This is a genomic window from Cycloclasticus pugetii PS-1 (genome assembly GCF_000384415.1).
GTDB classification, from domain to species: Bacteria; Pseudomonadota; Gammaproteobacteria; order Methylococcales; family Cycloclasticaceae; genus Cycloclasticus; species Cycloclasticus pugetii.
In genome coordinates this window covers 451,776-473,183 of sequence record NZ_ARVU01000001.1, presented here as the reverse complement: position 1 = coordinate 473,183, position 21,408 = coordinate 451,776, and the positions used below count along the sequence as shown (strand labels likewise).

General features: G+C 42.3%; 23 protein-coding genes and 1 tRNA gene. 12 read left to right on the top strand and 12 right to left on the bottom strand.

Annotated elements, in window-relative coordinates:
• Nucleotides 1-10: 10 nt before the first annotated feature.
• From tolR to CYCPU_RS0102350, 7 genes are read right to left on the bottom strand one after another with little or no spacing between them, the layout of a single operon-like run.
• The gene (gene tolR / locus CYCPU_RS0102380; protein WP_232228549.1) at nucleotides 11-430 is read right to left on the bottom strand and encodes a protein TolR; all 420 of its coding nucleotides are present in this window, start codon (nucleotides 428-430) and stop codon (nucleotides 11-13) included.
• Complete coding sequence (tolQ, locus tag CYCPU_RS0102375; protein WP_016389860.1) at nucleotides 420-1,121, bottom strand: protein TolQ; 702 nt, start codon at nucleotides 1,119-1,121, stop codon at nucleotides 420-422. The genes tolR and tolQ overlap by 11 nt, the downstream gene beginning before the upstream one ends.
• Nucleotides 1,118-1,528: a tol-pal system-associated acyl-CoA thioesterase gene (ybgC, locus tag CYCPU_RS0102370; protein ID WP_033422295.1), complete on the bottom strand. Its 411-nt coding sequence runs from the start codon at nucleotides 1,526-1,528 to the stop codon at nucleotides 1,118-1,120. Before ybgC ends, tolQ begins: the two co-directional genes overlap by 4 nt.
• 24 nt (nucleotides 1,529-1,552) lie before the next feature.
• Complete coding sequence (ruvB, locus tag CYCPU_RS0102365) at nucleotides 1,553-2,599, bottom strand: Holliday junction branch migration DNA helicase RuvB (protein WP_020161828.1); 1,047 nt, start codon at nucleotides 2,597-2,599, stop codon at nucleotides 1,553-1,555.
• 11 nt (nucleotides 2,600-2,610) lie between these two features.
• Entirely contained in the window at nucleotides 2,611-3,210 is a 600-nt protein-coding gene (ruvA, locus tag CYCPU_RS0102360) for a Holliday junction branch migration protein RuvA (RefSeq protein WP_020161827.1), read from the bottom strand.
• On the bottom strand, nucleotides 3,207-3,701 hold the full coding sequence (gene ruvC / locus CYCPU_RS0102355; protein WP_020161826.1) for a crossover junction endodeoxyribonuclease RuvC: 495 nt from the start codon (nucleotides 3,699-3,701) through the stop codon (nucleotides 3,207-3,209). Before ruvC ends, ruvA begins: the two co-directional genes overlap by 4 nt.
• Before the next feature lie 10 nt (nucleotides 3,702-3,711).
• Entirely contained in the window at nucleotides 3,712-4,458 is a 747-nt protein-coding gene (locus tag CYCPU_RS0102350) for a YebC/PmpR family DNA-binding transcriptional regulator (protein ID WP_020161825.1), read from the bottom strand.
• Nucleotides 4,459-4,812: 354 nt separating this feature from the next.
• Between CYCPU_RS0102350 and CYCPU_RS0102345 the strand changes: the two genes are divergently transcribed.
• On the top strand, nucleotides 4,813-5,874 hold the full coding sequence (locus CYCPU_RS0102345; RefSeq protein ID WP_016389865.1) for an alkene reductase: 1,062 nt from the start codon (nucleotides 4,813-4,815) through the stop codon (nucleotides 5,872-5,874).
• 217 nt (nucleotides 5,875-6,091) lie between these two features.
• Here the strand turns inward: CYCPU_RS0102345 and groL are convergent, their stop codons facing one another.
• Both groL and groES read right to left on the bottom strand, forming a co-directional pair.
• Nucleotides 6,092-7,753, bottom strand: a complete 1,662-nt coding sequence (gene groL / locus CYCPU_RS0102340) for a chaperonin GroEL (RefSeq protein ID WP_015005276.1) — start codon at nucleotides 7,751-7,753, stop codon at nucleotides 6,092-6,094.
• 32 nt (nucleotides 7,754-7,785) lie between these two features.
• A complete protein-coding gene (gene groES / locus CYCPU_RS0102335) occupies nucleotides 7,786-8,073 on the bottom strand; it encodes a co-chaperone GroES (RefSeq protein WP_015005275.1) in 288 nt (95 codons plus the stop codon).
• A 280-nt stretch (nucleotides 8,074-8,353) separates the two neighbouring features.
• Here groES and CYCPU_RS0102330 point away from each other — a divergent pair, with 280 nt between their 5' ends.
• The 8 genes from CYCPU_RS0102330 (at nucleotide 8,354) to CYCPU_RS0102300 (ending at nucleotide 14,120) form a co-directional block, all read left to right on the top strand.
• On the top strand, nucleotides 8,354-9,100 hold the full coding sequence (locus tag CYCPU_RS0102330; protein WP_026362559.1) for a HesA/MoeB/ThiF family protein: 747 nt from the start codon (nucleotides 8,354-8,356) through the stop codon (nucleotides 9,098-9,100).
• Nucleotides 9,101-9,361: 261 nt separating this feature from the next.
• Nucleotides 9,362-9,523 (top strand): YqaE/Pmp3 family membrane protein, encoded by a 162-nt coding sequence (locus CYCPU_RS11885; protein ID WP_015005273.1) that lies wholly within the window; start codon nucleotides 9,362-9,364, stop codon nucleotides 9,521-9,523.
• Nucleotides 9,524-9,834: 311 nt separating this feature from the next.
• The gene (gene pqqA / locus CYCPU_RS11880; protein WP_016389867.1) at nucleotides 9,835-9,909 is read left to right on the top strand and encodes a pyrroloquinoline quinone precursor peptide PqqA; all 75 of its coding nucleotides are present in this window, start codon (nucleotides 9,835-9,837) and stop codon (nucleotides 9,907-9,909) included.
• 83 nt (nucleotides 9,910-9,992) lie between these two features.
• The gene (pqqB, locus tag CYCPU_RS0102320) at nucleotides 9,993-10,901 is read left to right on the top strand and encodes a pyrroloquinoline quinone biosynthesis protein PqqB (protein WP_020161823.1); all 909 of its coding nucleotides are present in this window, start codon (nucleotides 9,993-9,995) and stop codon (nucleotides 10,899-10,901) included.
• A gap of 1 nt (nucleotide 10,902) precedes the next feature.
• Nucleotides 10,903-11,628, top strand: coding sequence for a pyrroloquinoline-quinone synthase PqqC (gene pqqC, locus CYCPU_RS0102315; protein ID WP_020161822.1), 726 nt, complete (start codon nucleotides 10,903-10,905; stop codon nucleotides 11,626-11,628).
• A complete protein-coding gene (gene pqqD / locus CYCPU_RS0102310) occupies nucleotides 11,625-11,900 on the top strand; it encodes a pyrroloquinoline quinone biosynthesis peptide chaperone PqqD (RefSeq protein WP_015005270.1) in 276 nt (91 codons plus the stop codon). Before pqqC ends, pqqD begins: the two co-directional genes overlap by 4 nt.
• Nucleotides 11,875-12,990 (top strand): pyrroloquinoline quinone biosynthesis protein PqqE, encoded by a 1,116-nt coding sequence (pqqE, locus tag CYCPU_RS0102305; RefSeq protein ID WP_026362558.1) that lies wholly within the window; start codon nucleotides 11,875-11,877, stop codon nucleotides 12,988-12,990. Before pqqD ends, pqqE begins: the two co-directional genes overlap by 26 nt.
• A gap of 20 nt (nucleotides 12,991-13,010) precedes the next feature.
• A complete protein-coding gene (locus CYCPU_RS0102300) occupies nucleotides 13,011-14,120 on the top strand; it encodes an S-(hydroxymethyl)glutathione dehydrogenase/class III alcohol dehydrogenase (RefSeq protein ID WP_015005268.1) in 1,110 nt (369 codons plus the stop codon).
• A gap of 22 nt (nucleotides 14,121-14,142) precedes the next feature.
• Here the strand turns inward: CYCPU_RS0102300 and pip are convergent, their stop codons facing one another.
• On the bottom strand, nucleotides 14,143-15,090 hold the full coding sequence (gene pip, locus CYCPU_RS0102295; RefSeq protein WP_020161821.1) for a prolyl aminopeptidase: 948 nt from the start codon (nucleotides 15,088-15,090) through the stop codon (nucleotides 14,143-14,145).
• Nucleotides 15,091-15,181: 91 nt separating this feature from the next.
• On the opposite strand from pip, the gene CYCPU_RS0102290 reads away from it, so the two are divergent.
• The 3 genes from CYCPU_RS0102290 to CYCPU_RS0102280 all read left to right on the top strand — a co-directional run bounded on the left by CYCPU_RS0102290 (nucleotide 15,182) and on the right by CYCPU_RS0102280 (nucleotide 16,856).
• Nucleotides 15,182-16,264 (top strand): NAD(P)/FAD-dependent oxidoreductase, encoded by a 1,083-nt coding sequence (locus CYCPU_RS0102290; RefSeq protein ID WP_020161820.1) that lies wholly within the window; start codon nucleotides 15,182-15,184, stop codon nucleotides 16,262-16,264.
• A gap of 54 nt (nucleotides 16,265-16,318) precedes the next feature.
• A complete protein-coding gene (locus tag CYCPU_RS0102285) occupies nucleotides 16,319-16,732 on the top strand; it encodes a Fur family transcriptional regulator (RefSeq protein WP_015005265.1) in 414 nt (137 codons plus the stop codon).
• A gap of 48 nt (nucleotides 16,733-16,780) precedes the next feature.
• Nucleotides 16,781-16,856: transfer RNA gene (locus CYCPU_RS0102280), tRNA-Thr, on the top strand.
• Between the two features lie 91 nt (nucleotides 16,857-16,947).
• On the opposite strand, the gene CYCPU_RS0102275 is transcribed toward CYCPU_RS0102280, so the two are convergent.
• Together CYCPU_RS0102275 and CYCPU_RS0102270 are read right to left on the bottom strand one after the other, a co-directional pair.
• Nucleotides 16,948-18,012: an HD domain-containing phosphohydrolase gene (locus CYCPU_RS0102275; protein ID WP_020161819.1), complete on the bottom strand. Its 1,065-nt coding sequence runs from the start codon at nucleotides 18,010-18,012 to the stop codon at nucleotides 16,948-16,950.
• Between the two features lie 386 nt (nucleotides 18,013-18,398).
• Nucleotides 18,399-21,158, bottom strand: a complete 2,760-nt coding sequence (locus CYCPU_RS0102270) for a HAMP domain-containing histidine kinase (protein ID WP_020161818.1) — start codon at nucleotides 21,156-21,158, stop codon at nucleotides 18,399-18,401.
• Nucleotides 21,159-21,408: the final 250 nt, after the last annotated feature.

Sequence of the window (21,408 nt, the reverse complement as noted above, 5' to 3'; positions counted from 1 at the left end):
GTTATTGTTGTTATTGATTTGGGTCCGTTAGCAGACCAATGCTTGGTACTCCTGCAGCTTGCAAGCTAGTCATTGCTCGTACCACTTCACCATATAGCACGCCTTTATCACCCCGTATCATCACCGGCGTTTTAGGTTTATTACGTAAGACAGCTGCTACTTTAATTTGTAAGGTGTCTGTTGAAATTGGCTCATCCGTCTTTTCACCTACGTCTAAATAATATTGCCCTTGCTGATCTACTGTTACGACTAATGGTTGAATATTATCATCGTCAACCTGCTCAGCATCGGCTTGCGGCAAATCAATTTCTACACCTTGTTGAATAAGTGGCGCGGTAATCATAAAAATAATCAGTAATACCAACATAACGTCGATATAAGGCACCACATTAATTTCAGCCATCGGCCGACGTTTTGTGCTACGAGCCACTGCTTTTCTCATTCATGCTGACATGTGCCTGGCGTTGCAACACGGTTGTAAAATCGTCCATAAATGTTTCGTAACGTGTGGCCAAGCGGTCAGCATTGTTTGAAAACCGATTATATGCAACAACCGCTGGAATGGCCGCAAACAAACCCATTGCCGTCGCCACCAGCGCTTCTGAAATACCTGGTGCCACTAAGGCCAATGTTGCTTGCTTCATATTACCTAATGCTTGAAATGAGCTCATAATGCCCCATACCGTACCAAACAAACCAACGTATGGACTTGTTGAGCCGACTGTCGCTAAAAAAGGTAGATGGTTATCTAGCACATCCATTTCTCGTGTGTACTGAGCCTGCATTGCACGGCGTGCACCTTCAACAACATGCATCGGCTCCATGCCAGATTGTTCTTTCAGACGCTTATACTCTTGAAAGCCCATATGAAAAATGCTCTCCATACCACATCGGCTATGGTGAGCCGAACCTATTTGGCGCGATAATTCATTAAGATCAATCCCAGACCAAAACCGCTTTTCAAATGTATTAGTTACCTTAAATGCAGATTGAAATTCTTTGTATTTTGCAAAAATAAAGGTCCACGAAATAACGGAGGCCACAACTAACATCAACATCACCAGTTTTACGATGGGCCCCGCTTGTGTTATCAGGTGAACGATGGATAAATCATTTGTCATGTTAATTGCTCAATCATTTGTTGTGGAATGGCTTTGACTTTCATACTTTGCGCATCAAGGCAAGCCACCTTTATAACGGCTTTGTTTATTATTTCACGGTTATTGTCTGCCCGCACAATTGCTTGCTGAAAAACTAATGAGGCACGTTTTAATGTTGCTATTTGTGTAAGCACCAGCAAATTATCATTAAACTTTGCTGGCTTCAAGTAATCCATTTGAACCGCCCTTACTGCAAATGCGACATTTTGTTCGCTTATCAATACATCTTGTTCAAAGCCATTGCTACGCAAAAACTCCGTCCGTGCTCGTTCCAAGTATTTCAAGTAATTAGCGTAATACACAATCCCTTGCATATCCGTATCTTCGTAATAAATACGTATTGGCCATTGATGATTATCGTGCATCATATATTGCTATTGGATCAGCTGACCCTACTCTGCCTCAGACACTGTATCGTCTGCATCTATGTTCAATTTATTCGGTGCCTTTAAGCCCAAGTGTTCATAGGCATGACGTGTTGCCATTCGACCACGAGGCGTTCGCATAATATAACCTTTTTGAATAAGGTAGGGCTCTAACACATCTTCAACCGTGCCTCGTTCTTCACTTAATGCAGCGGCCAAACTATCTACACCCACTGGACCACCATCAAACGTATCCACTAAGGTATTTAATAAGCGGCGATCTAATTTATCAAATCCGCTTTTATCCACCTCTAACATCGACAACGCTTTATTTGCTATATCCGCCGTAATCACACCATCACCTTTGACATCCGCATAGTCCCTAACACGTCTTAACAGGCGGTTTGCAATGCGCGGTGTTCCTCGTGATCTTACGGCAATTTCTCTAGCCCCCTCAGCGTCTGACCGCAAGGCCAATATATCCATTGAACGCTGAACAATGTGTGATAAATCGGCATCATTATAAAACTCTAAACGCTGCGTAATACCAAACCGATCACGTAATGGTGAGGTTAACAATCCAGCTCTAGTAGTCGCTCCCACTAGAGTAAACTGAGGCAAATCCAGCTTAATTGAACGCGCTGCTGGACCTTCACCTATCATAATATCTAGCTGATAATCTTCCATCGCTGGGTACAAGATTTCTTCTACCACAGGGCTTAGGCGATGAATTTCATCAATAAATAATACATCGCCTTCTTCAAGATTAGTTAGTAGCGCAGCCAAATCACCGGCCTTTTCCAACACAGGGCCAGATGTTTGACGTAAGTTCACCCCCATTTCATTGGCGATGATGTGTGACAAGGTGGTTTTACCTAAGCCCGGTGGGCCAAAAATCAGTACATGGTCTAGCGCTTCTGAACGTGACCTAGCAGCTGACATGAAAATTTCCATCTGCTCACGGATTGCCGGCTGACCAATATAATCCGTTAAGGTTTTAGGTCTAATAGCTCGGTCTATTGCTTCATCATCCAGCAAGTTGTCAGAACTAATGAGTCGATCGCTTTCTATCATGTCGGTTACTTTTATTTCTTTGCGGCTGATTGTAAGGCAGAACGAATAATTTGTTCACTGCTAGCATCATCACTGGCTACGGCTCGTGCACGCTTTTCAGCATCTTGCGGTTTATAGCCTAACGCCACTAAAGCGCTAATCGCTTCTTCAACAGCTGATGTTTTTTGCATCAACACGCCCAACGGTGGTGGCGTGGTCGTAACTGTTTCCTCTGGCAAACGATCACGCATATCAATCACTAATCGTTCCGCCGTTTTTTTGCCTATACCGGGTAAACGCACTAGAGCGGCTACATTGCTATCACTCACCCACAAACAAAAATCACTAACGCTCACGCCTGATAAAATACCCAAGGCAACTTTAGGGCCCACTCCATTTACTTTAATCAGGCTTCTAAATAACGCCCGTTCTTGCTCCGTTAAAAAACCATACAATACATGGGCATCCTCTCGAACGACAAGATGAGTCCGGAGAGATACTGTCTCGCCTAATGCTGGTAGGTTAAAGAAGCTCGACATAGGTGTTTCAACATCGTAACCCACCCCATTTACATCTATCACAACATGTGGCGCTTGCTTTTCGTCTACCGTGCCACGTAAAAAACCAATCATGCAAACACCTTCGAAGTTGCTTGATTTGTTTGATCCGTATGGAAATGACACAACGCCACTGCTAACGCATCACTGGCATCCATTTGCGGGTCGCCTTGTAGCTTTAATAAAATTTTAACCATGTGTTGAACCTGTGTTTTATCGGCACTGCCTCTACCAACCAGTGCTTGTTTGATCTGACGTGCTGCGTATTCAAACACTTTAATATCATGATCAAATACCGCACAAATTGCTGAGGCTCTAGCTTGCCCTAACTTCAACGCCGAATCGGCATTACGCCCCATAAAAACTTGCTCTACCGCCATTTCTTGGGGTTGATAATGCTGCATTATTTCACGAACACCAAGGTATATTTTTTTTAACCTGTCAGGTAGTGCACCACCACCGGTTCGTATACACCCACTATCGACGTATTTAACTTCTCGCCCAGACACCTCTATAACACCATAACCTGTGGTTCTAGAGCCCGGATCAATACCTAGTATTCGCATCTAACTATACTTACTCAGCGCTGTTCATTATTTCATCTGGATAATCTGCATTTGAATAAACGTTTTGCACATCGTCCAAATCCTCCAACACATCTAACAATCGCAATACCTTTTCGGCATCTTTTTCATTCACCGGCGATAAATTATCTGCCCGCAACGTTACCTCGGCATGCTCATACGGAAAACCCGATTCAACCAAGGCATCACGCACCATCATAAAATCTTCTGCTGGCGTCAACACCTCAAACGATCCGTCATCATGTGTAATAACGTCATCCGCACCCGCCTCTATAGCGGCATCCATCAAACGATCTTCATCTAACTGACTCGACAAGCTAATCACGCCAAGTTTTTGAAACATGTAATCAACCGATCCACTGGTCCCTAAGTTACCACCTGCTTTACTAAAGGCGTGACGCACTTCAGCAACCGTTCTATTCTTATTATCGGTTAAACAATCGACGATAATCGCTATTCCTGCAGGACCATACCCTTCATAACGGATCTCATCGAAATTCTCTGAATCAGTTGTACCACTGCCTTTTTTAATCGCCGTCTCGATGGTGTCCCGCTTCATATTATTAGATAGGCCTTTGTCTACAGCGGCTCTTAATCGAGGGTTATTATCTGGGTCAGGGCCTGCTGCTTTGGTTGCAACGGTGATTTCACGAATAAGCTTAGTAAATAATTTGCCTCGTTTCGCATCTTGTGCGCCTTTACGAAAACGAATATTCGCCCACTTACTATGACCCGCCATACATCTACCTCTCCAAGTAATATTCAACAAGCGAAGTGTATCACTCCCTTGGGTTTTGCTTAAGCGAAACCACTCTCTATTAGCTTGACCTATAAAGCAGTATGGCCTGAATCAACGAAAGCCTGATATCTTTGAGAACTGCTTTCTACAAGAAATTGCCGCTCCTCATTTTTTCATTGAAAATAACGCCTTGTCGATTTAAATAACCGACTGTTAAATCAACCTTGGTAGCCCTCAAAAACAGCATTAATGCTAACAAACAAGCTAGCAAAGCGTGCTGTAAGTTTTATTTAATCGCTTTGAACAATGCTAAAATCTTTTAAAACCGATTACTCACCTTATCAGGAGAAACAGATGGCTGATTTATTTGACCCCATAAAGGTTGGTGCGCTTGAGCTACCAAACCGTATTATCATGTCCCCCCTTACCCGCTCACGTTCAGGAAGCAGCCGTATTCCTAACGAATTGATGATTGAGTATTATGTACAACGCAGCTCAGCTGGTTTAATTATCAGCGAAGCGACAGCCGTCTCACCCATGGGCGTTGGCTACGCAGACACACCCGGCATTTGGTCCGATGAACAGGTTGAAGCTTGGAAAAAGGTTACCGACTCGGTACATTCAGCAGGCGGAAGAATCATTATGCAATTATGGCATGTTGGGCGAATCTCTGACCCGATGTTCCTCGATGGTCAATTACCACTGGCCCCTAGCGCCATTCAACCCAAAGGCCACGTTAGTTTAATTCGCCCAGAAAAACCTTTTGTCACACCACATGCGTTGGAACTAAATGAGATCCAAGACATCGTAGAGCAGTTTCGCACTGGGGCTGAAAACGCTAAAAAGGCAGGCTTTGATGGCGTAGAAATTCATGGTGCGAATGGTTACTTACTGGACCAGTTTCTTCAGGACAGCACCAACCATAGAACAGATATATACGGTGGCAGTATAGAAAATCGTGCTCGATTTATGTTGGACGTGACCGATGCTGTTATTTCCGTCTGGGGTGCAGACAAAGTGGGGATGCACTTGGCTCCAAAAGGGGATGCACACGACATGGGCGATTCCAACTTACTAGGCACCTTTAGCTATGTTGCAAAAGAGCTGGGTAAACGAAAAATTGCCTTTATCTGCTCGCGCGAGGCCTACAGTGATGATTGGTTCGGCCCTACATTAAAAAAAGCTTTTGGCGGCGTTTACATTGCCAACCAAGGGTTCACAAAAGAAAGCGCCAGTGCTGTATTAAACTCAAATCAAGCAGATGCAGTCGCCTTTGGCCAACTCTATATTGCGAACCCGGATCTGGTAGAAAGGTTTCGAAACAACGCCCCTCTCAACACACCTGACCCAACAACCTTTTATGCCTCAAGCAGCAAAGGTTATACCGATTATCCGTTGGTTTCACAGGTAAGCTAAAACACAGGCTTGTTTTCGGTAAAGGGAAGAATCAAGAAAAATTTAAAGCAGGGAAGAGCCAGACAATTTTAAAAAGCTTTAGACCTAGGCTCTAAAGGCTTCTACGTCTACTCACAGCACTTTTTTAACCGCTTAAGCATAAAAAAAGCCTGAAAGTGAACCACTTTCAGGCTTTTTAAAACGCTACGAACCAGTATTAGCGAAATATGCGGATGATTTACATCATGCCGCCCATTCCACCCATTCCACCCATACCGCCCATGCCGCCCATATCTGGCATTGCACCTGCGCCAGCACCGGCTTCTTCAGGCTCATCGGTAATCATAGCTTCTGTCGTAATCATCAAGCCCGCAATAGACGCAGCATTTTGAAGCGCTGTTCTCGTTACTTTTGCAGGGTCAAGAATTCCCATTTCAATCATGTCGCCATATTCACCAGTGGCCGCATTGTATCCTTCGTTTCCAGTGCCTTGCTTAACCGCTTGAAGTACAACGGATGCTTCTTCACCAGCATTGGTTACAATTTGACGTAATGGTGCTTCCATTGCGCGTAACGCAATTTTAATACCGATATCTTGATCATGGTTCAGACCTTCAGCTTTGCTTGCAGCCTCTAAAACACGAATTAATGCAGTACCACCACCCGGTACAACACCTTCTTCAACCGCAGCACGTGTTGAATGTAATGCGTCTTCTACACGCGCTTTTTTCTCTTTCATTTCAACTTCTGTTGTTGCGCCTACTTTAATAACAGCAACACCACCAGCTAGTTTAGCCATACGCTCTTGAAGTTTTTCTTTGTCATAATCAGAACTTGCTTCTTCAGCTTGTGAGCGAATTTGTGCTACACGTGCTTCAATGTCTGCCGCTTGACCTGCACCGTCAACAACAACTGTACTGTCTTTAGTAATCGTTACACGTTTTGCAGAACCCAAGTCTTCTAACGTTGCTTTTTCAAGTGTTAAACCAACTTCTTCAGCAATAACAGTACCGCCTGTTAAAATCGCAATGTCTTCTAACATTGCTTTACGACGATCGCCAAAGCCAGGTGCTTTAACAGCCGCTACTTTTACGATACCGCGCATATTATTAACAACTAAGGTTGCTAATGCTTCGCCTTCAATGTCTTCTGCGATAATTAATAATGGACGACCTGCTTTTGCAACGGCCTCTAGAGTTGGAAGCAAATCACGGATATTTGAGATTTTTTTATCGTGTAATAAAATGAAAGGGTCTTCCATATCAACACTCATGCTTTCTTGATTGTTGATGAAGTAAGGTGACAAGTAACCACGATCAAATTCCATACCTTCAACGACGTCTAATTCGTTTTCTAAACCAGACCCTTCTTCGACAGTAATAACGCCTTCTTTACCCACTTTGTCCATTGCTTCAGCAATGATTTTACCGACGGATTCATCAGAGTTAGCAGAAATTGTACCTACTTGAGCAATTGCTTTGGTATCAGCACAAGGCACTGATAAGTCTTTAATTGCATTAACTGCAGCAACAACCGCCTTATCAATACCACGCTTTAAATCCATTGGGTTCATACCCGCTGCGACAGATTTCAAGCCTTCAGTAAGAATAGCTTGAGCCAACACTGTTGCAGTTGTTGTTCCATCACCGGCAACATCAGATGTTTTAGCGGCAACATCTTTTACCATTTGCGCGCCCATGTTTTGGAACTTGTCTTTTAATTCGATTTCTTTTGCAACCGACACACCATCTTTAGTGATAGTTGGGCCGCCGAAGCCTTTGTCTAACACAACATTACGGCCTTTAGGTCCTAATGTTACTTTAACTGCTTTTGCTAGTGTGTTTACACCTTCAACCATTAGGCTGCGTGCATCATCACCAAATTTAACTTGCTTTGCCATGTTTCTTTTCCTTTCTCTAAATAAACTTTAAATTATTCAACAACTGCAATGATGTCGCCTTCGCTCATCACCAATAATTCTTCACCGCCTACTTCAACTTCAGTACCGGAATATTTGCCAAACATCACGTTATCGCCAACCTTTACAGACATCGGCTGAACATCACCTTTACTATTGATAGCACCATTACCCACAGCAACAATGTTGCCTTGACTTGGTTTTTCTTTTGCCGAATCTGGAAGCACGATACCGCCTGCACTAACCGCTTCTTCTTCAACGCGTTTAATAATGACGCGATCACCTAATGGACGTAAGTTCATTTATTGAATCTCCTATTGTTTAATATTGATATAGCCATTATGGCTAGCCCCATAGATATGGGGTGATGTTCAACTAAATCAACCCCATAATATGAAAAATTTTATGGCTTTTTTAAAAGTTTGAAGACTGCAGCATAAAAATGCTTAACTACTGTCGCCTCAGCCTACCTGCTGAACCAACAAATAAGCGTCTTTTGCTTATCTTCTACGAAACTTATGGTTAATAATCATAAAACTCAGTTACCATAATTATTGGCAACAATAACCTATACAGCTGACCATGAATGACGAACAACTTCTTAGATACAGCCGACAAATCATGCTGCCTTCAATTGATATTGAAGGACAACAAGCTTTATTGGATGCACGGGTCCTTATCATCGGCATGGGCGGTCTCGGTAGCCCAGTTGGACTTTACCTTGCTGCCGCTGGCATCGGTCACATGGTCATTAGTGACTTTGACGAAGTAGACCTATCTAATTTACAACGCCAAATCGCCCACACTACTAAGCACATTGGTCAACCAAAGGTTGAATCAGCAAAACAGTCCTTTCAGCAAATCAACCCCATGATTGAAATCACCGCCATCAATAAAAAGTTAGAAGGCGATGAGTTATTAGCACAAGTTGAATTCGCTGATATTGTTGTCGATTGCTGTGACAATTTTGAAACCCGCTTTGCCATTAACGATGCCTGTGTTGCCGCTAAAACGCCCTTAGTCTCTGGCGCGGCAATTCGGTTTGAGGGGCAAATTTCCGTCTTTGATGCCCGCGATGCAACCTGCCCATGCTATAACTGCCTCTACCCACGTGACGGATCGGTTGCTCAAAACTGTTCAGAAAATGGCGTCATCGCACCCATTACTGGCATCATCGGTAGTACACAAGCGCTTGAAACCCTTAAAGTACTCACAGGTGCCGGCCAATCCTTACAAGGCCGCGTTTTATTGCTTGATGCGCTATCAATGCAGTGGCAGAGCATGCAACTACCTCGCAATCCAAATTGCCCTACCTGCTCAAATTCTTAAAGCTAATCTATTGCTTATTAAAAACATTAACATAACCAATGACATTTCATTAGCCCTTTTATAGCCTAAGACGCATAAAACAACGGCACGCCTATCACATCGACTCAAATTGCTTTATTATTTAAACCGTACACATACTATATGGATAAAGCGGCTTAATACGACTAACGATTGTCCACTGAGCGACAATGGTTGTTAGACACTTAAAATAGATAAGGTTGGGCCGTTAAGTTAACTAAATTTTTAAATTGAGGTTATAAAATGGATAACAAAATCGTACAAATAATTTTGGCTATATTCCTTCCCCCCATCGCTGTATTTCTTAAAAAGGGGGCCGGCAAAGACCTTATTATCAATATCCTGCTGTGTTTAGTATTTTATATTCCTGGTGTTGCTCATGCTTTATGGCTTGTAACAAAATAGGCTAATACCCGCGTCTAACAACTAGCAAAAAAGTAAGGCGCAGCTCTATGCCCCTGCCCTAAATCATGAGCTAGCGCGATAAAAGCATCTTTACTCGCCGATTCTAGTGAGCAATCAGCGTAGTGCCCAGCTACCTCATAACGCTTGAGCAGCTGGCAAGCGTTTTAAGTGATAAACACAATCGCGGTAATGCTTTACAGCAAGGAAATACAAGCACTTGCATTCAGCCGCAGAAAACTTATACTTAGATTCATTCAGCGCACCATTAATTATAATAAATATTAAAAAAATATAACCGCAGGAGATCCAACATGAAGTGGGAAACGCCAACATACAAAGACTTACGTTTCGGTTTTGAAGTAACGATGTACATTTACAACCGATAAATAACAAATTTACAGATACACAAGGGGTTCCAATAGGAGCCCCTTTTTTATTTATCAGCACTCATTAAGGTCCATTATTTAATATGCAAATTCGTATTTTAGGCTCAGGTGCCGGTGGTGGTTTTCCACAATGGAATTGTAGCTGCCCCAATTGTAAGGCACTTCGAGCAGGCACGATTAAAGCCACTGCACGAAACCAATCCTCCATTGCCGTTTCATCTGACGGTGAACACTGGGCTTTATTTAACGCGTCGCCTGACGTTCGCGCTCAATTAGAGAGCTTTCCTGAAATACACCCAAAAAATAAAGTACGTGGCACCGGTATTGAAGCCATTGTGATGTTTGATTCTCAAATTGATCACGCTACAGGGTTATTGATTTTACGCGAAGGCGACCCATTAACCATTTATTGTACCGAGATGGTAAGGCAAGACCTAACAACCGGTTTTCCAATTTTTAACATTTTGGAACACTTTTGTGGTGTTGAAGAGCACATCATTCCATTAAATGGTGATGCGTTTATAATTCCCAATATTCAAGATTTAGAGTTCACCGCCTTGCCGTTAAAAAGCAAAGCGCCGCCTTATTCACCCCATCGTAATGACCCACACGAGGGAGATAATATCGGTATGATTATTCGGCAAATCTCCACCGGCAAAACAACCTTCTATGCACCTGGATTAGGTAAAATAGAAGCACACGTTGAACAAGCAATGAAGGACGCTGATTGTGTATTGGTTGATGGTACTTTCTGGTCAGATGATGAACTTGCTTCCGTTGGTAGACCCTTATTGGCTAGAAAAATTGGGCACTTACCGCAATTTGGCAAAGGTGGCATGATTGAGTTTCTAGATACCCTTGAAAAGCCGCGCAAAATTTTAATTCATATCAACAACACTAACCCTATTTTGAATGAAGAGTCTGAGGAACGCGATATACTGACCCAACACGGCATTGAGGTGTCGTATGACACTATGAATATCGAACTATAATATGACAGAAAAAGCACCTTGGTCACTGCAAGAATTTGAAACACGCATTCGCGATATGGAGCGTTTTTACCATATCAACCACCCTTACCATGTGATGATGCACGAAGGTGCGTTATCTAAAGAGCAAATTCGTGGCTGGGTAGCTAACCGATTCTATTACCAAGTTAACATTCCATTAAAGGACGCGGCAATTATGGCAAACTGCCCAGACCGTGATACCCGCGCGCAGTGGGTTCAACGAATTATTGATCACGATGGCGCGCCTGGTGAAGCTGGTGGCATTGAAGCCTGGTTGCAATTGGCGGAAGCAGTAGGTTTAACACGTGAAGAAGTCTTGTCTGAAGAACATGTTTTACCGGGCGTTCGCTTTGCTGTTGATGCCTATGTTAATTTTGCACGTAGAGCCGATTGGCACGAGGCTGCTAGCTCTTCATTAACAGAATTATTTGCACCAAAAATTCACCAACAACGGTTAGATAATTGGCCAGCGCATTACCCTTGGATTGACCCAAAAGGGCTGAGCTACTTTCAAAAACGTTTAAGCGAAGCCCGCCGTGATGTTGAGCATGGCCTACGCATCACCCTAAGCTGGTATAAAACCCGTGAACAACAAGAAAAAATGATTCGTATTTTAAAATTCAAACTGGATATTCTATGGACCATGGCTGATGCAATGCACTTGGCTTATGTTCATGAAATGCCACCTTACTTTACTGTTGAATCATGAGCCTGCAACTCACTGAGCCCTTTCAGTTGTTAACAAGCTACCGCTTGCAATGGGAAGAAGCACAAAATATGTTTGTGTTGCTCTACCCTGAAGGGCTTATTGAGTTAAACCAAAGCTCTGCTGAAATTTTAAGCCTCTGCGATGGCCAGCACACACTTGACGATATTGTTTCAGTACTTGAAGTAAAATTTTCAACAACGGGTATTAAAAACGATATTACCCATTTCTTAACTACCGCGCTCAATAATGGCTGGATTACCCAAAACACCTAGCCCACCTCGCTGGTTGCTTGCAGAGCTAACTTACGCTTGCCCATTACAGTGTCCATACTGTTCTAACCCCTTGGACTACAAAAATTTCTCAGCTGAATTATCGACCAATGAATGGAAACGTGTGCTGAAGCAGTCTCGCGAAATGGGTGCCGTACAGCTGGGCTTTTCAGGCGGCGAGCCGCTGGTTAGGAAAGACCTAGCAGAACTGGTTAACTATTCACACCAACTCGGTTATTACACCAACCTCATCACCTCCGGCTACAAGATGGATGAGGCTAAAATTATCGAGTTAAAAGACGCTGGTTTAGACCACATTCAAATCAGCATTCAAGCCAGCTCAAAAGAATTAAATGACTTTATTGCTGGCACAGAAAGCTTCGACGATAAAAAATCCGTGGCTAAATTAGTTAAGAAACATGGTTACCCAATGGTGTTATGCGTTGTATTACACCGCGAAAACATTCATCAAATGAGGGATATTCTAGAGATGGCGATTGACTTAGGCGCCGACTTTGTAGAACTAGCAAACACACAGTATTATGGTTGGGCGCATCACAACCGCGATCAACTAATGCCAACGCAAGAACAACTTCAAGACGCTGAAAAAATTGCTAACGAATACCAACGCTCTCAACAAGGCAAGATGAAAATTTATTACGTCATACCTGATTACTACGAAAACCGCCCAAAAGCTTGCATGAACGGCTGGGGAACCACCTTTTTAACCATTGCGCCAGATGGTGCGGCATTACCTTGTCATTCTGCTCGTCAACTGCCTAACTTTGATTGCCCAAATGTTAAAGACTTCTCAATAAGTGACATTTGGAATCACTCTGTAGCCTTCAACTACTTTCGTGGCGATGACTGGATGAAAGAACCGTGTAGAAGTTGTTCTGAAAAAGATAAAGACTTTGGCGGCTGTCATTGCCAAGCCTTTTTATTAACCGGTGATGCAACAAACGCAGACCCTGTTTGTGACTTATCAACACAACACTACCTAGTAACCGATGCTATTAAACAAGCTACTCAACTAACTGAGCAGCCACTATTATTTAGAAACAGCAAAAACTCTAAACAATTTAATCACTAACCCCAACCCAAGGAACACCCATGAAAGTAACCGCTGCTGTTGCCTGGAAAGCAGGTCAACCATTATCCATAGAAGACATTAACTTAGACGGACCAAAACATGGAGAAGTGTTAATTCGAAACGTCGCCGCGGGTGTTTGTCATACCGATGCGTTTACCTTATCCGGCGATGACCCTGAGGGCATTTTCCCTGCCGTATTAGGCCATGAGGCTGGTGCCATCGTTGAAGAAATTGGCCCAGGCGTCACCTCAGTACAAGTAGGTGACCACGTTATTCCGTTGTACACACCAGAATGTGGGCAATGCAAATTTTGCTTATCGGGCAAAACCAATTTGTGCCAAGCCATTCGAGTCACTCAGGGCAAAGGATTAATGCCTGATGGCACCTCTCGCTTTTCCAAAAATGGACAAGCAATATACCATTACATGGGCACCTCCTCTTTTGCCGAATACACGGTTTTACCAGAAATATCACTCGCTAAAATAAACAAAGCAGCGCCGTTAGACAAGGTTTGTTTATTAGGTTGCGGTGTCACTACGGGTATCGGCGCTGTGCTCAACACCGCCAAAGTAGAACCGGGTAGTACTGTCGCTATTTTTGGCTTAGGTGGTATTGGTCTAAGTGCTATTCAAGGTGCTGTTATTGCGAATGCTGAACGGATTATCGCTATTGATATCAATGAAGATAAGTTCGAATTTGCCAAACAACTCGGTGCAACAGATTGTATTAACCCGAAGCATTTTGATCAGCCTATTCAAGATGTTCTTGTCGACATGACCGATGGCGGTGTTGATTACTCATTTGAATGTATCGGCAATGTTAACACCATGCGCTCTGCGCTAGAGTGTTGCCATAAAGGCTGGGGTGAGTCTGTTATTGTTGGCGTAGCGGGTGCAGGACAAGAAATATCCACTCGCCCATTCCAGCTGGTCACAGGCAGGGTTTGGCGCGGTACGGCTTTTGGAGGCGTTAAAGGTCGCAGCGAACTACCCGATTATGTTGAAAAATACCTTCGCGGGGAAATTAAAATAGATGAAATGGTCACCTATACCATGCCCTTAAACGACATTAACCGTGCCTTTGATTTAATGCACCAAGGAAAAAGTATTCGCTCGGTGATTATCTATTAATACGCAGTTTTGTCTGACAGGATCATACAAATTGATCAGTCGCCGACACCAACGCATCAATCATTTCATCACCATGCGCTAAATGCGTTGAATTTGGCAGACGGATAAACTGTGCAAGAGGAAGTGCTTGCGCCAACGAAAATGACGACTCAATCGGACACATAAAATCTTTTTGGCCGTGGATAATAGTGCAGGGTATCTCTTGTATGCGAATAGCATTATCCAAAATTTGATTTTCTCGAATATAGTAGTTATTCATCGCGTAGTGCGTTTCGATACGTGCTTGCGCGATGGCTTTTTCAGGCACCGCTCCATCCAACGCTTCTGCCTTAAAATCATCACCTAACACCACAGCACCACCCCATGCATCCCACTCACGGGTTGTTTCTTGAAGGACCTGCTCATCATCAATACTTAAACGATGATAATATGCCTTCAACACATCTTTACGTTCATTGCTTGAAATATGGCCCGTAAAACGCTGCCACGCTTCAGGGTATAACCTGTTCACACCCTCTTTAAGAAACCAATCTGCATCTTTAGAACGTGCTAAAAATGTACCTCGTAAAACCAACCCCAATACATTATTTGCATATTGTTGGGCATACAACAAGCTTAATGTTGCGCCCCAAGAGCCACCAAACAGCAACCATTTTTCAATGGCCAGTTTTTTACGAATCAACTCCATATCTTGTAATAAATGATTCGTTGTATTGTTTTTCAACCGCCCCAAGGGTCTCGAACGGCCAGCACCGCGCTGATCCATCAAAATAATATGGTATTTATTAGGGTTAAAAAAGCAGCGATGATGCGCCTTACAACTTGAACCTGGCCCACCGTGCAAAAAAATAACCGGCACCCCTTTAGGGTTACCTACTTGCTCAAGATACACTTCATGCCCATCCCCCATATCAAGCCATTCATGGGCAAAGGGTTCAATCTCAGGGTACAACGTTTTCAATATTAACATCCTTCGTTTTCATCACTTAAAAGCTGATCAGGCTCAGCAAATATCAAGTTAGACTACGCTATACTACGGCTTTTTAAAACCCCACTTCATTATGTTCGATTTTCTTATTATTGGCGGCGGCCTACTTGGTTTATTAACAGCTAAGGAACTACAGCAAGCGGGGGCAAAGGTTGCGGTGGTTGATAAAAACAGTCGCGGCCAACAAGCTACTTGGGCAGCCGGTGGCATTTTATCCCCGATGCGGCCTTGGTTATATTCCGAACCTGTTAATGCAATCAGCTCACTTAGCCAGTCGGTCTATCAGCAACTTTCCATCGAGCTTCGTGATCAAACAGGAATAGATCCAGAATGGTTATTATCTGGCATGTTAGTACTTGAGGATAATGAACTGCCTCAGGCTATCCAATGGTGCGAACAAAATAATTCACCCGTTGAAGTGTTATCTGTCGAAGAGCTCAACAGCCAATTCGAGCACTTAGCGCCCTTTACAGAATCTGCCATTTACCGGCCAGACGTTGCCACCATCCGGCCCCACAAACTGTCAGCTGCGTTAACCCAGTATTTAACGCTTAACGGTGTCTCATTTTATAACGACCAAGAAGTAACAAAATTACAGCATACTGATTATGCCGTTACAGGTGCCGAGATTGGAAAAACTACTCTTAGCGCTAATGAATACATCCTTTGTGGAGGCGCTTGGAGTACACAATTAGTACCCAAGCTTTGCCCGCAACCAGATATCAAGCCTGTTAAAGGTCAAATGATCTGTTTCCCACCAACAGATATCACCAACCTATGCATGGTCATGGATGGCAACCGTTATATTATTCCTAGGAAAGATAAGCGAATTGTCGTTGGCAGCACACGCGAATACACTCAATTCGATGCCAGTACCACACAGGCCGCTTTCGACGAACTTAAGCATTTTTCCCAACAGTTATACCCCGCCTTAGCAAGCATTGAACCTGATGCACACTGGGCTGGGCTTCGACCTGCTTCACCCAACAGCATCCCTTATATTTGTAGAGTCGCCCCTCTCAGCAACCTAAGTCTCAATGCTGGGCATTATCGAAATGGTATTGTTACAGCACCGGCAAGTGCCGAATTAATGAGCGATATTTTGTTAAATAGACGCTGTAAAATAGACCCAACACCCTACCAATTACAGCGTTAACTACCCACTAAAAACCTTGTGCTATACTGAGACCAAGAGATCAAGGTGATGATAATGGCTGAAAAAACAGGCGAACAACACGTTAAATACTTACTTAATGCGCATGGCATTACGCCCACTCAACAACGCATTAAAATCGCTAATTTTCTGTTTAAGAAACAACAGCACGTGAGCGCCGACCAAATTTTATCAACCATTAATCAAGGGCAACAACCCGTTTCAAAAGCAACCGTTTACAACACCCTCGGCTTGTTTGCTAATAAAGGCTTATTACGTGAGGTGATTATTGACCCTAACAAAGTCTTCTACGATACTAATACCAAACACCATCACCATTTCTACAATACAGACACCAACACACTCACTGATGTTAACGATGGCGAGATCACCATTCAAAACCTTCCCGCATTACCCAAAGGTACTGATTTTCACTCTGTTGAAGTTATTATTAAAGTTAACAACCAGTAAACGTCTTGTCTCACCTTCAACAATTCCCTATACTTTCTCGCCCATAAAGCCGATGTAGCTCAGGTGGTAGAGCGGCTCATTCGTAATGAGTAGGTCAGCGGTTCGAATCCGCTCATTGGCTCCATTTTAATGACTTTTTAAAGTAATCTGCCCATTAGGGAATATTCAAAAATACTAGGCCTTGGCCCAGCAATATAAAGTAAACCGCTTTCGTCTTAGCTTTTATAGGTTTCGAATATTTCATTAAATACTTCGTGATTAGCCACAAATTTTTCTTTAACTGTCGGATCGAAATGGCCTGACTTAATTTTCTCATCGCCATGTTCTATAATACCTACCGCTTTTTTATGATCAAACGCCTTTTTATAAGGCCGTTCACTTCGTAACGCATCATATACATCACACAGGCCCATAATACGAGCAGACAGTGGAATCTCCTTACCTTTTAAACCATTTGGGTAACCACTTCCATCCCACTTCTCATGATGACATAAGGCCACTTTTTTACCCATTTTGATATAGCTCGAACTATGCTCACTTGTTTTCAAAATCTCAGCGCCAATGGTGGTATGACTTTTCATTATTTCCCATTCACCAGGCTCAAACCCGCCCGGTTTTAAAAGAACACTATCGGGTATACCTATTTTTCCAATATCATGCATCGAACTGGCTAAAAACAAGGTGTCACAAAAAATTTTATTCATTCCAAGCATTTCCGCTAAACGCCTACAATAGTGACTAATGCGTTTAACATGCGCACCGGTTTCATCATCTCTATATTCTGAGGCACGCATTAATAAAAATATGCTCTCTTCAAATGACGCCTTTAGCCGTTGAGTGCGTGCTTTTACTTTCTCGTCCAGAAGATGATTATGGTTCTTCAAAATATCATTCGCAATTTTCAGCCTTAGCAGATTGCGAACTCTAATTTGAATTTCATTGGCTTTAATTGGCTTGGTAATAAACTCTTCAATCCCTCTTGAAAGCCCTTTCTCACGAGAGGCCTGATCATCAAGAGCGGTGACCATAATCACCGGAATACCCTCTGTTTTATCATTACTTTTAAGTTGCGTCGCAACTTCGAAACCATCCATTTCTGGCATCATGGCATCTAATAAAACCAAATCTGGCGAAAACATACTGGTTTGCGCTAACGCCAAGCTGCCACTAGAGGCTTCTTCAATCTGATACCCTTCTTCTTCCATCAGTTTCCTGAGTAACACCCTGTTTCTTTTTTCATCATCTACGATGAGTATTTTGGAACCTTTTGTATCAATCATCACGTCTCACGAATCATTTTTAACAGCTCATCAATCTTTTCTATAAACACTTTAGGGCTTATTAGTTTTATCATGGAACCATTACAAGCAGCCGCTAGCTCCGCCCCATAGTGTTTGTAGTTAAAATAAAGATGATGATTGTTAAGCGATTTAAACCTCAGCGTGGTTACCTCTCTTCAACCACCCACCTTTAGTAATTAAAAACTATTACTAAAGGCATGCTAACCATATTATCTGTTACAACTAAGCTTTTTTAATGCGGGTGGTCATATGTGTGAAGTAGCTCTCAATTGCTAAATAGCTCTTGCAAATCAATTTTTATCAATACGTCCATCACTCAAAAACGCGTTAACTAAGTTCAGTAACATCAACAAATAACCGACAATCTAAACTAAATAATCAGTCTCTAAGTCTACTTTTTTGTATGGTAAATAAACGCTAAAGGTAGAACCTTCGCCAAGTGTTGATACAACCGTGACAAAACCACCATGAAGCTCAGTCATTGCTTTGACCAAACTTAGTCCTAGCCCCGTTCCCTCAAACTCCCTTGCTAAGGAGCCATCAATCTGTTCGAACCGGCGAAATAACTTACCAATATTCTCTTCAGATATACCAATTCCTGTATCACTAACAGATAACTTTAAATAAGGAGTTTCGCACTGAGCCAACTCGCTATCGTCTAATCTAAAATCAGGATGAAGCACCTTATCTATTGTTGCCGATATAACAATGGAGCCACCTTTTGGAGTAAACTTAACGGCATTGGACAAAAGATTAATTACAATTTGCTTTGTTTTCCGCTCGTCCAACAAACAAACCGTCACTTTTTCCTCTACTTCCTCTGTAATACTAATACCACGCGCATTCGCTTTATCCCTGAGCATATAAACAGTGCTCTGCAATAATGACTGAATAGAGACTTCATCTAATGCCAATTGCTCTTTCCCAGCTTCTATTTTTGATAAATCTAAAATACCGTTTATTAAGTCCAATAGGTGCGAACCACTATCAAATATTTCTTTTGAATATTGGCTCTGTTCCTCCGTTAATGGGCCAAGCACACCACCTTTTAAGAGCTCTGAAAAACCGATAATAGCATTCAAAGGTGTTCTTAGCTCATGGCTCATATTTGACAAAAATTGCGATTTCATCTGACTCGCCAATGCTAGTTCTTTATTTGTCTCTTTTAATTGCTCTTGAACACGCCTTCTACTCTCTTCTTCAAGCAAGACCTCCACTAACATTGATAGTGACTTAACATATTGCGCTTCATCAGACCTTAATACTCGTGCTTCATCTTGGTTCACAACATTAAACACCCCTGCGATGCTTTTATATTTTGTAACAGGGAGCTGGAGGGTAGATACTGGAGAATGAGCTTGCTCAGGAAAATGAGATAATAAGGGTGTTGTCTCATTAGACAGCAACCCGCCTTCCATTAAGAGTTCAGAAAAATAATATTCATGCTCTGACACCAACAATGAGGGTAATGTAAAATACGATTTTTCTCTGCCGCTGTAATAATTCTGACATAACAGCGCATCCCTCTTATTATTAAATAACCAAAGCCCCACCCAATCTGCCTGAAGTACTTCAGCACACTCTTGTAAAATTTTATTACATGCTTCCTCAAAATTGGTCGAAGCCCTTCTAACAAAATCACTGAGTGATAAATAGCTATTATATTGCTTCTTTAAACGTTCATCGGTCTGCTGAATTTCCAGCTCCATCGCTTTCCTAACCGTTATGTCACGAAAGATACCTATAAAATGCTGTTCTTCATTAACCCTATACTCGTTTATAGATAAGCCCATCGGGAAAACTGAACCACTTTTTCGTCGGCCAACCACTTCCCCATTATGTTCTATTCCTTTTGACGCGCCTGTGCCCTTATAATCAGCATCAGATTTCTCATGCTCTTCCTTAAACAGCTCTGGTATCAACAGATTGATATTGTTACCGACCATCTCCTTTTCGTCATAGCCAAACAAATCAATCACCGCTGGGTTACAAGACTTAATCGTTCCAAACTCATCCATCATTATTAACGCGTCTTCCATATGAACAACAACATTTTCTAACGACTTGGCGCTGGAATCGGCCTGTTTCTTCATTTCTTTTAGTATTACCTCAGACTGCTCGGTATATTCATTAAATGCCTGAAATAATTCCTTAAACTCATCATCAACACTTGTTTCATCAAGCCGAACTGAAAAGTTCCTATCGCCTACGGCACGACAGCCCTCTACCAATCGAACAATAGGATTAATAATAATTCTTGATACAAGCATTGATGCAAAAAAAACGGCCAGCAATACAATCATTAAGCCGGTAATAATCATCGAGTCGCGTGCTTGATCTAGATGCTTAAAAACAACACTTTTAGGCAATTCATGAATGACCCCCCAATAGCGTTGAGGATTTTGTTCATCAAATAAAATTTTGTGGACAGCTAAGACACTGTTCCTTTTATCGTTGATGAGAACATACTCGTTTTGTTGTCGTTCATTGGCTAAAAAGTAAGCACTAAAATCAGTAATTTCATTAGGCCCAACCCAAAACTTACCTTTATTATCAATAATATAAGTATCAATTCCCTTTCTTTTTTCAATCGCAGAATTAAGCAACGGCAAAGCTGAAATTTCTGCCACGGCGACACCCTCCACTTGCCCATTGATATAAATAGGTGTTGATACCGTTAATATAGGCAAGCCATCGGCCTGTTGATGCTTAATATCTGAATAATAAACAGCCTTATCAGCTAACCTCATAACTTCTTGATCAGCCGCTAAGTGCAGCGCACCCGCCAACACCTTCCCTTCAGCATTTAACAACGCAAGACTAAGGTAATTAGGATAATTCGCAAGAAAAGCCCGAACCACTTGATTTAACCCACTCGCGCAAACCTTTGCTCCTTCCGTTGATACAGGTTCAATACCACCGTCTTGATTTGTTCTTAAAGTAGCTTCAACGGCAGGTATTTCGGCAAACGTTAATAAATTTGATTTCGAATTTTTTAATACGCTTGTAATTTCATCTGAATAGTCCTCTTGTTGCTCCAACAATAAACCAAGGGCTTGTTTTTCCGCTAAATGCATACTACTAAAATAAATACTCCCCCCCATTAATAACAAGGAAAGGCTCATCAAAGCCGCCACACTAAACATGACTTTCGCATTAAGACTAAAGCTCAGCGACTTGATGATTGGTTTTTTCAAGTTCTTTTTTTTAATTTGAGACCCCTTCTTGAACGATGCTGAATTTTGAATACTAATTAATCAAAAAAATATTTTAGTTTTATTACACCGTTTAAATTTATTGTTTAACCATGAATTTGAATACTCGCCAGCGACTTGATTAGATGAATTGGCCATTTTCAAGATAACGCTAATCTAG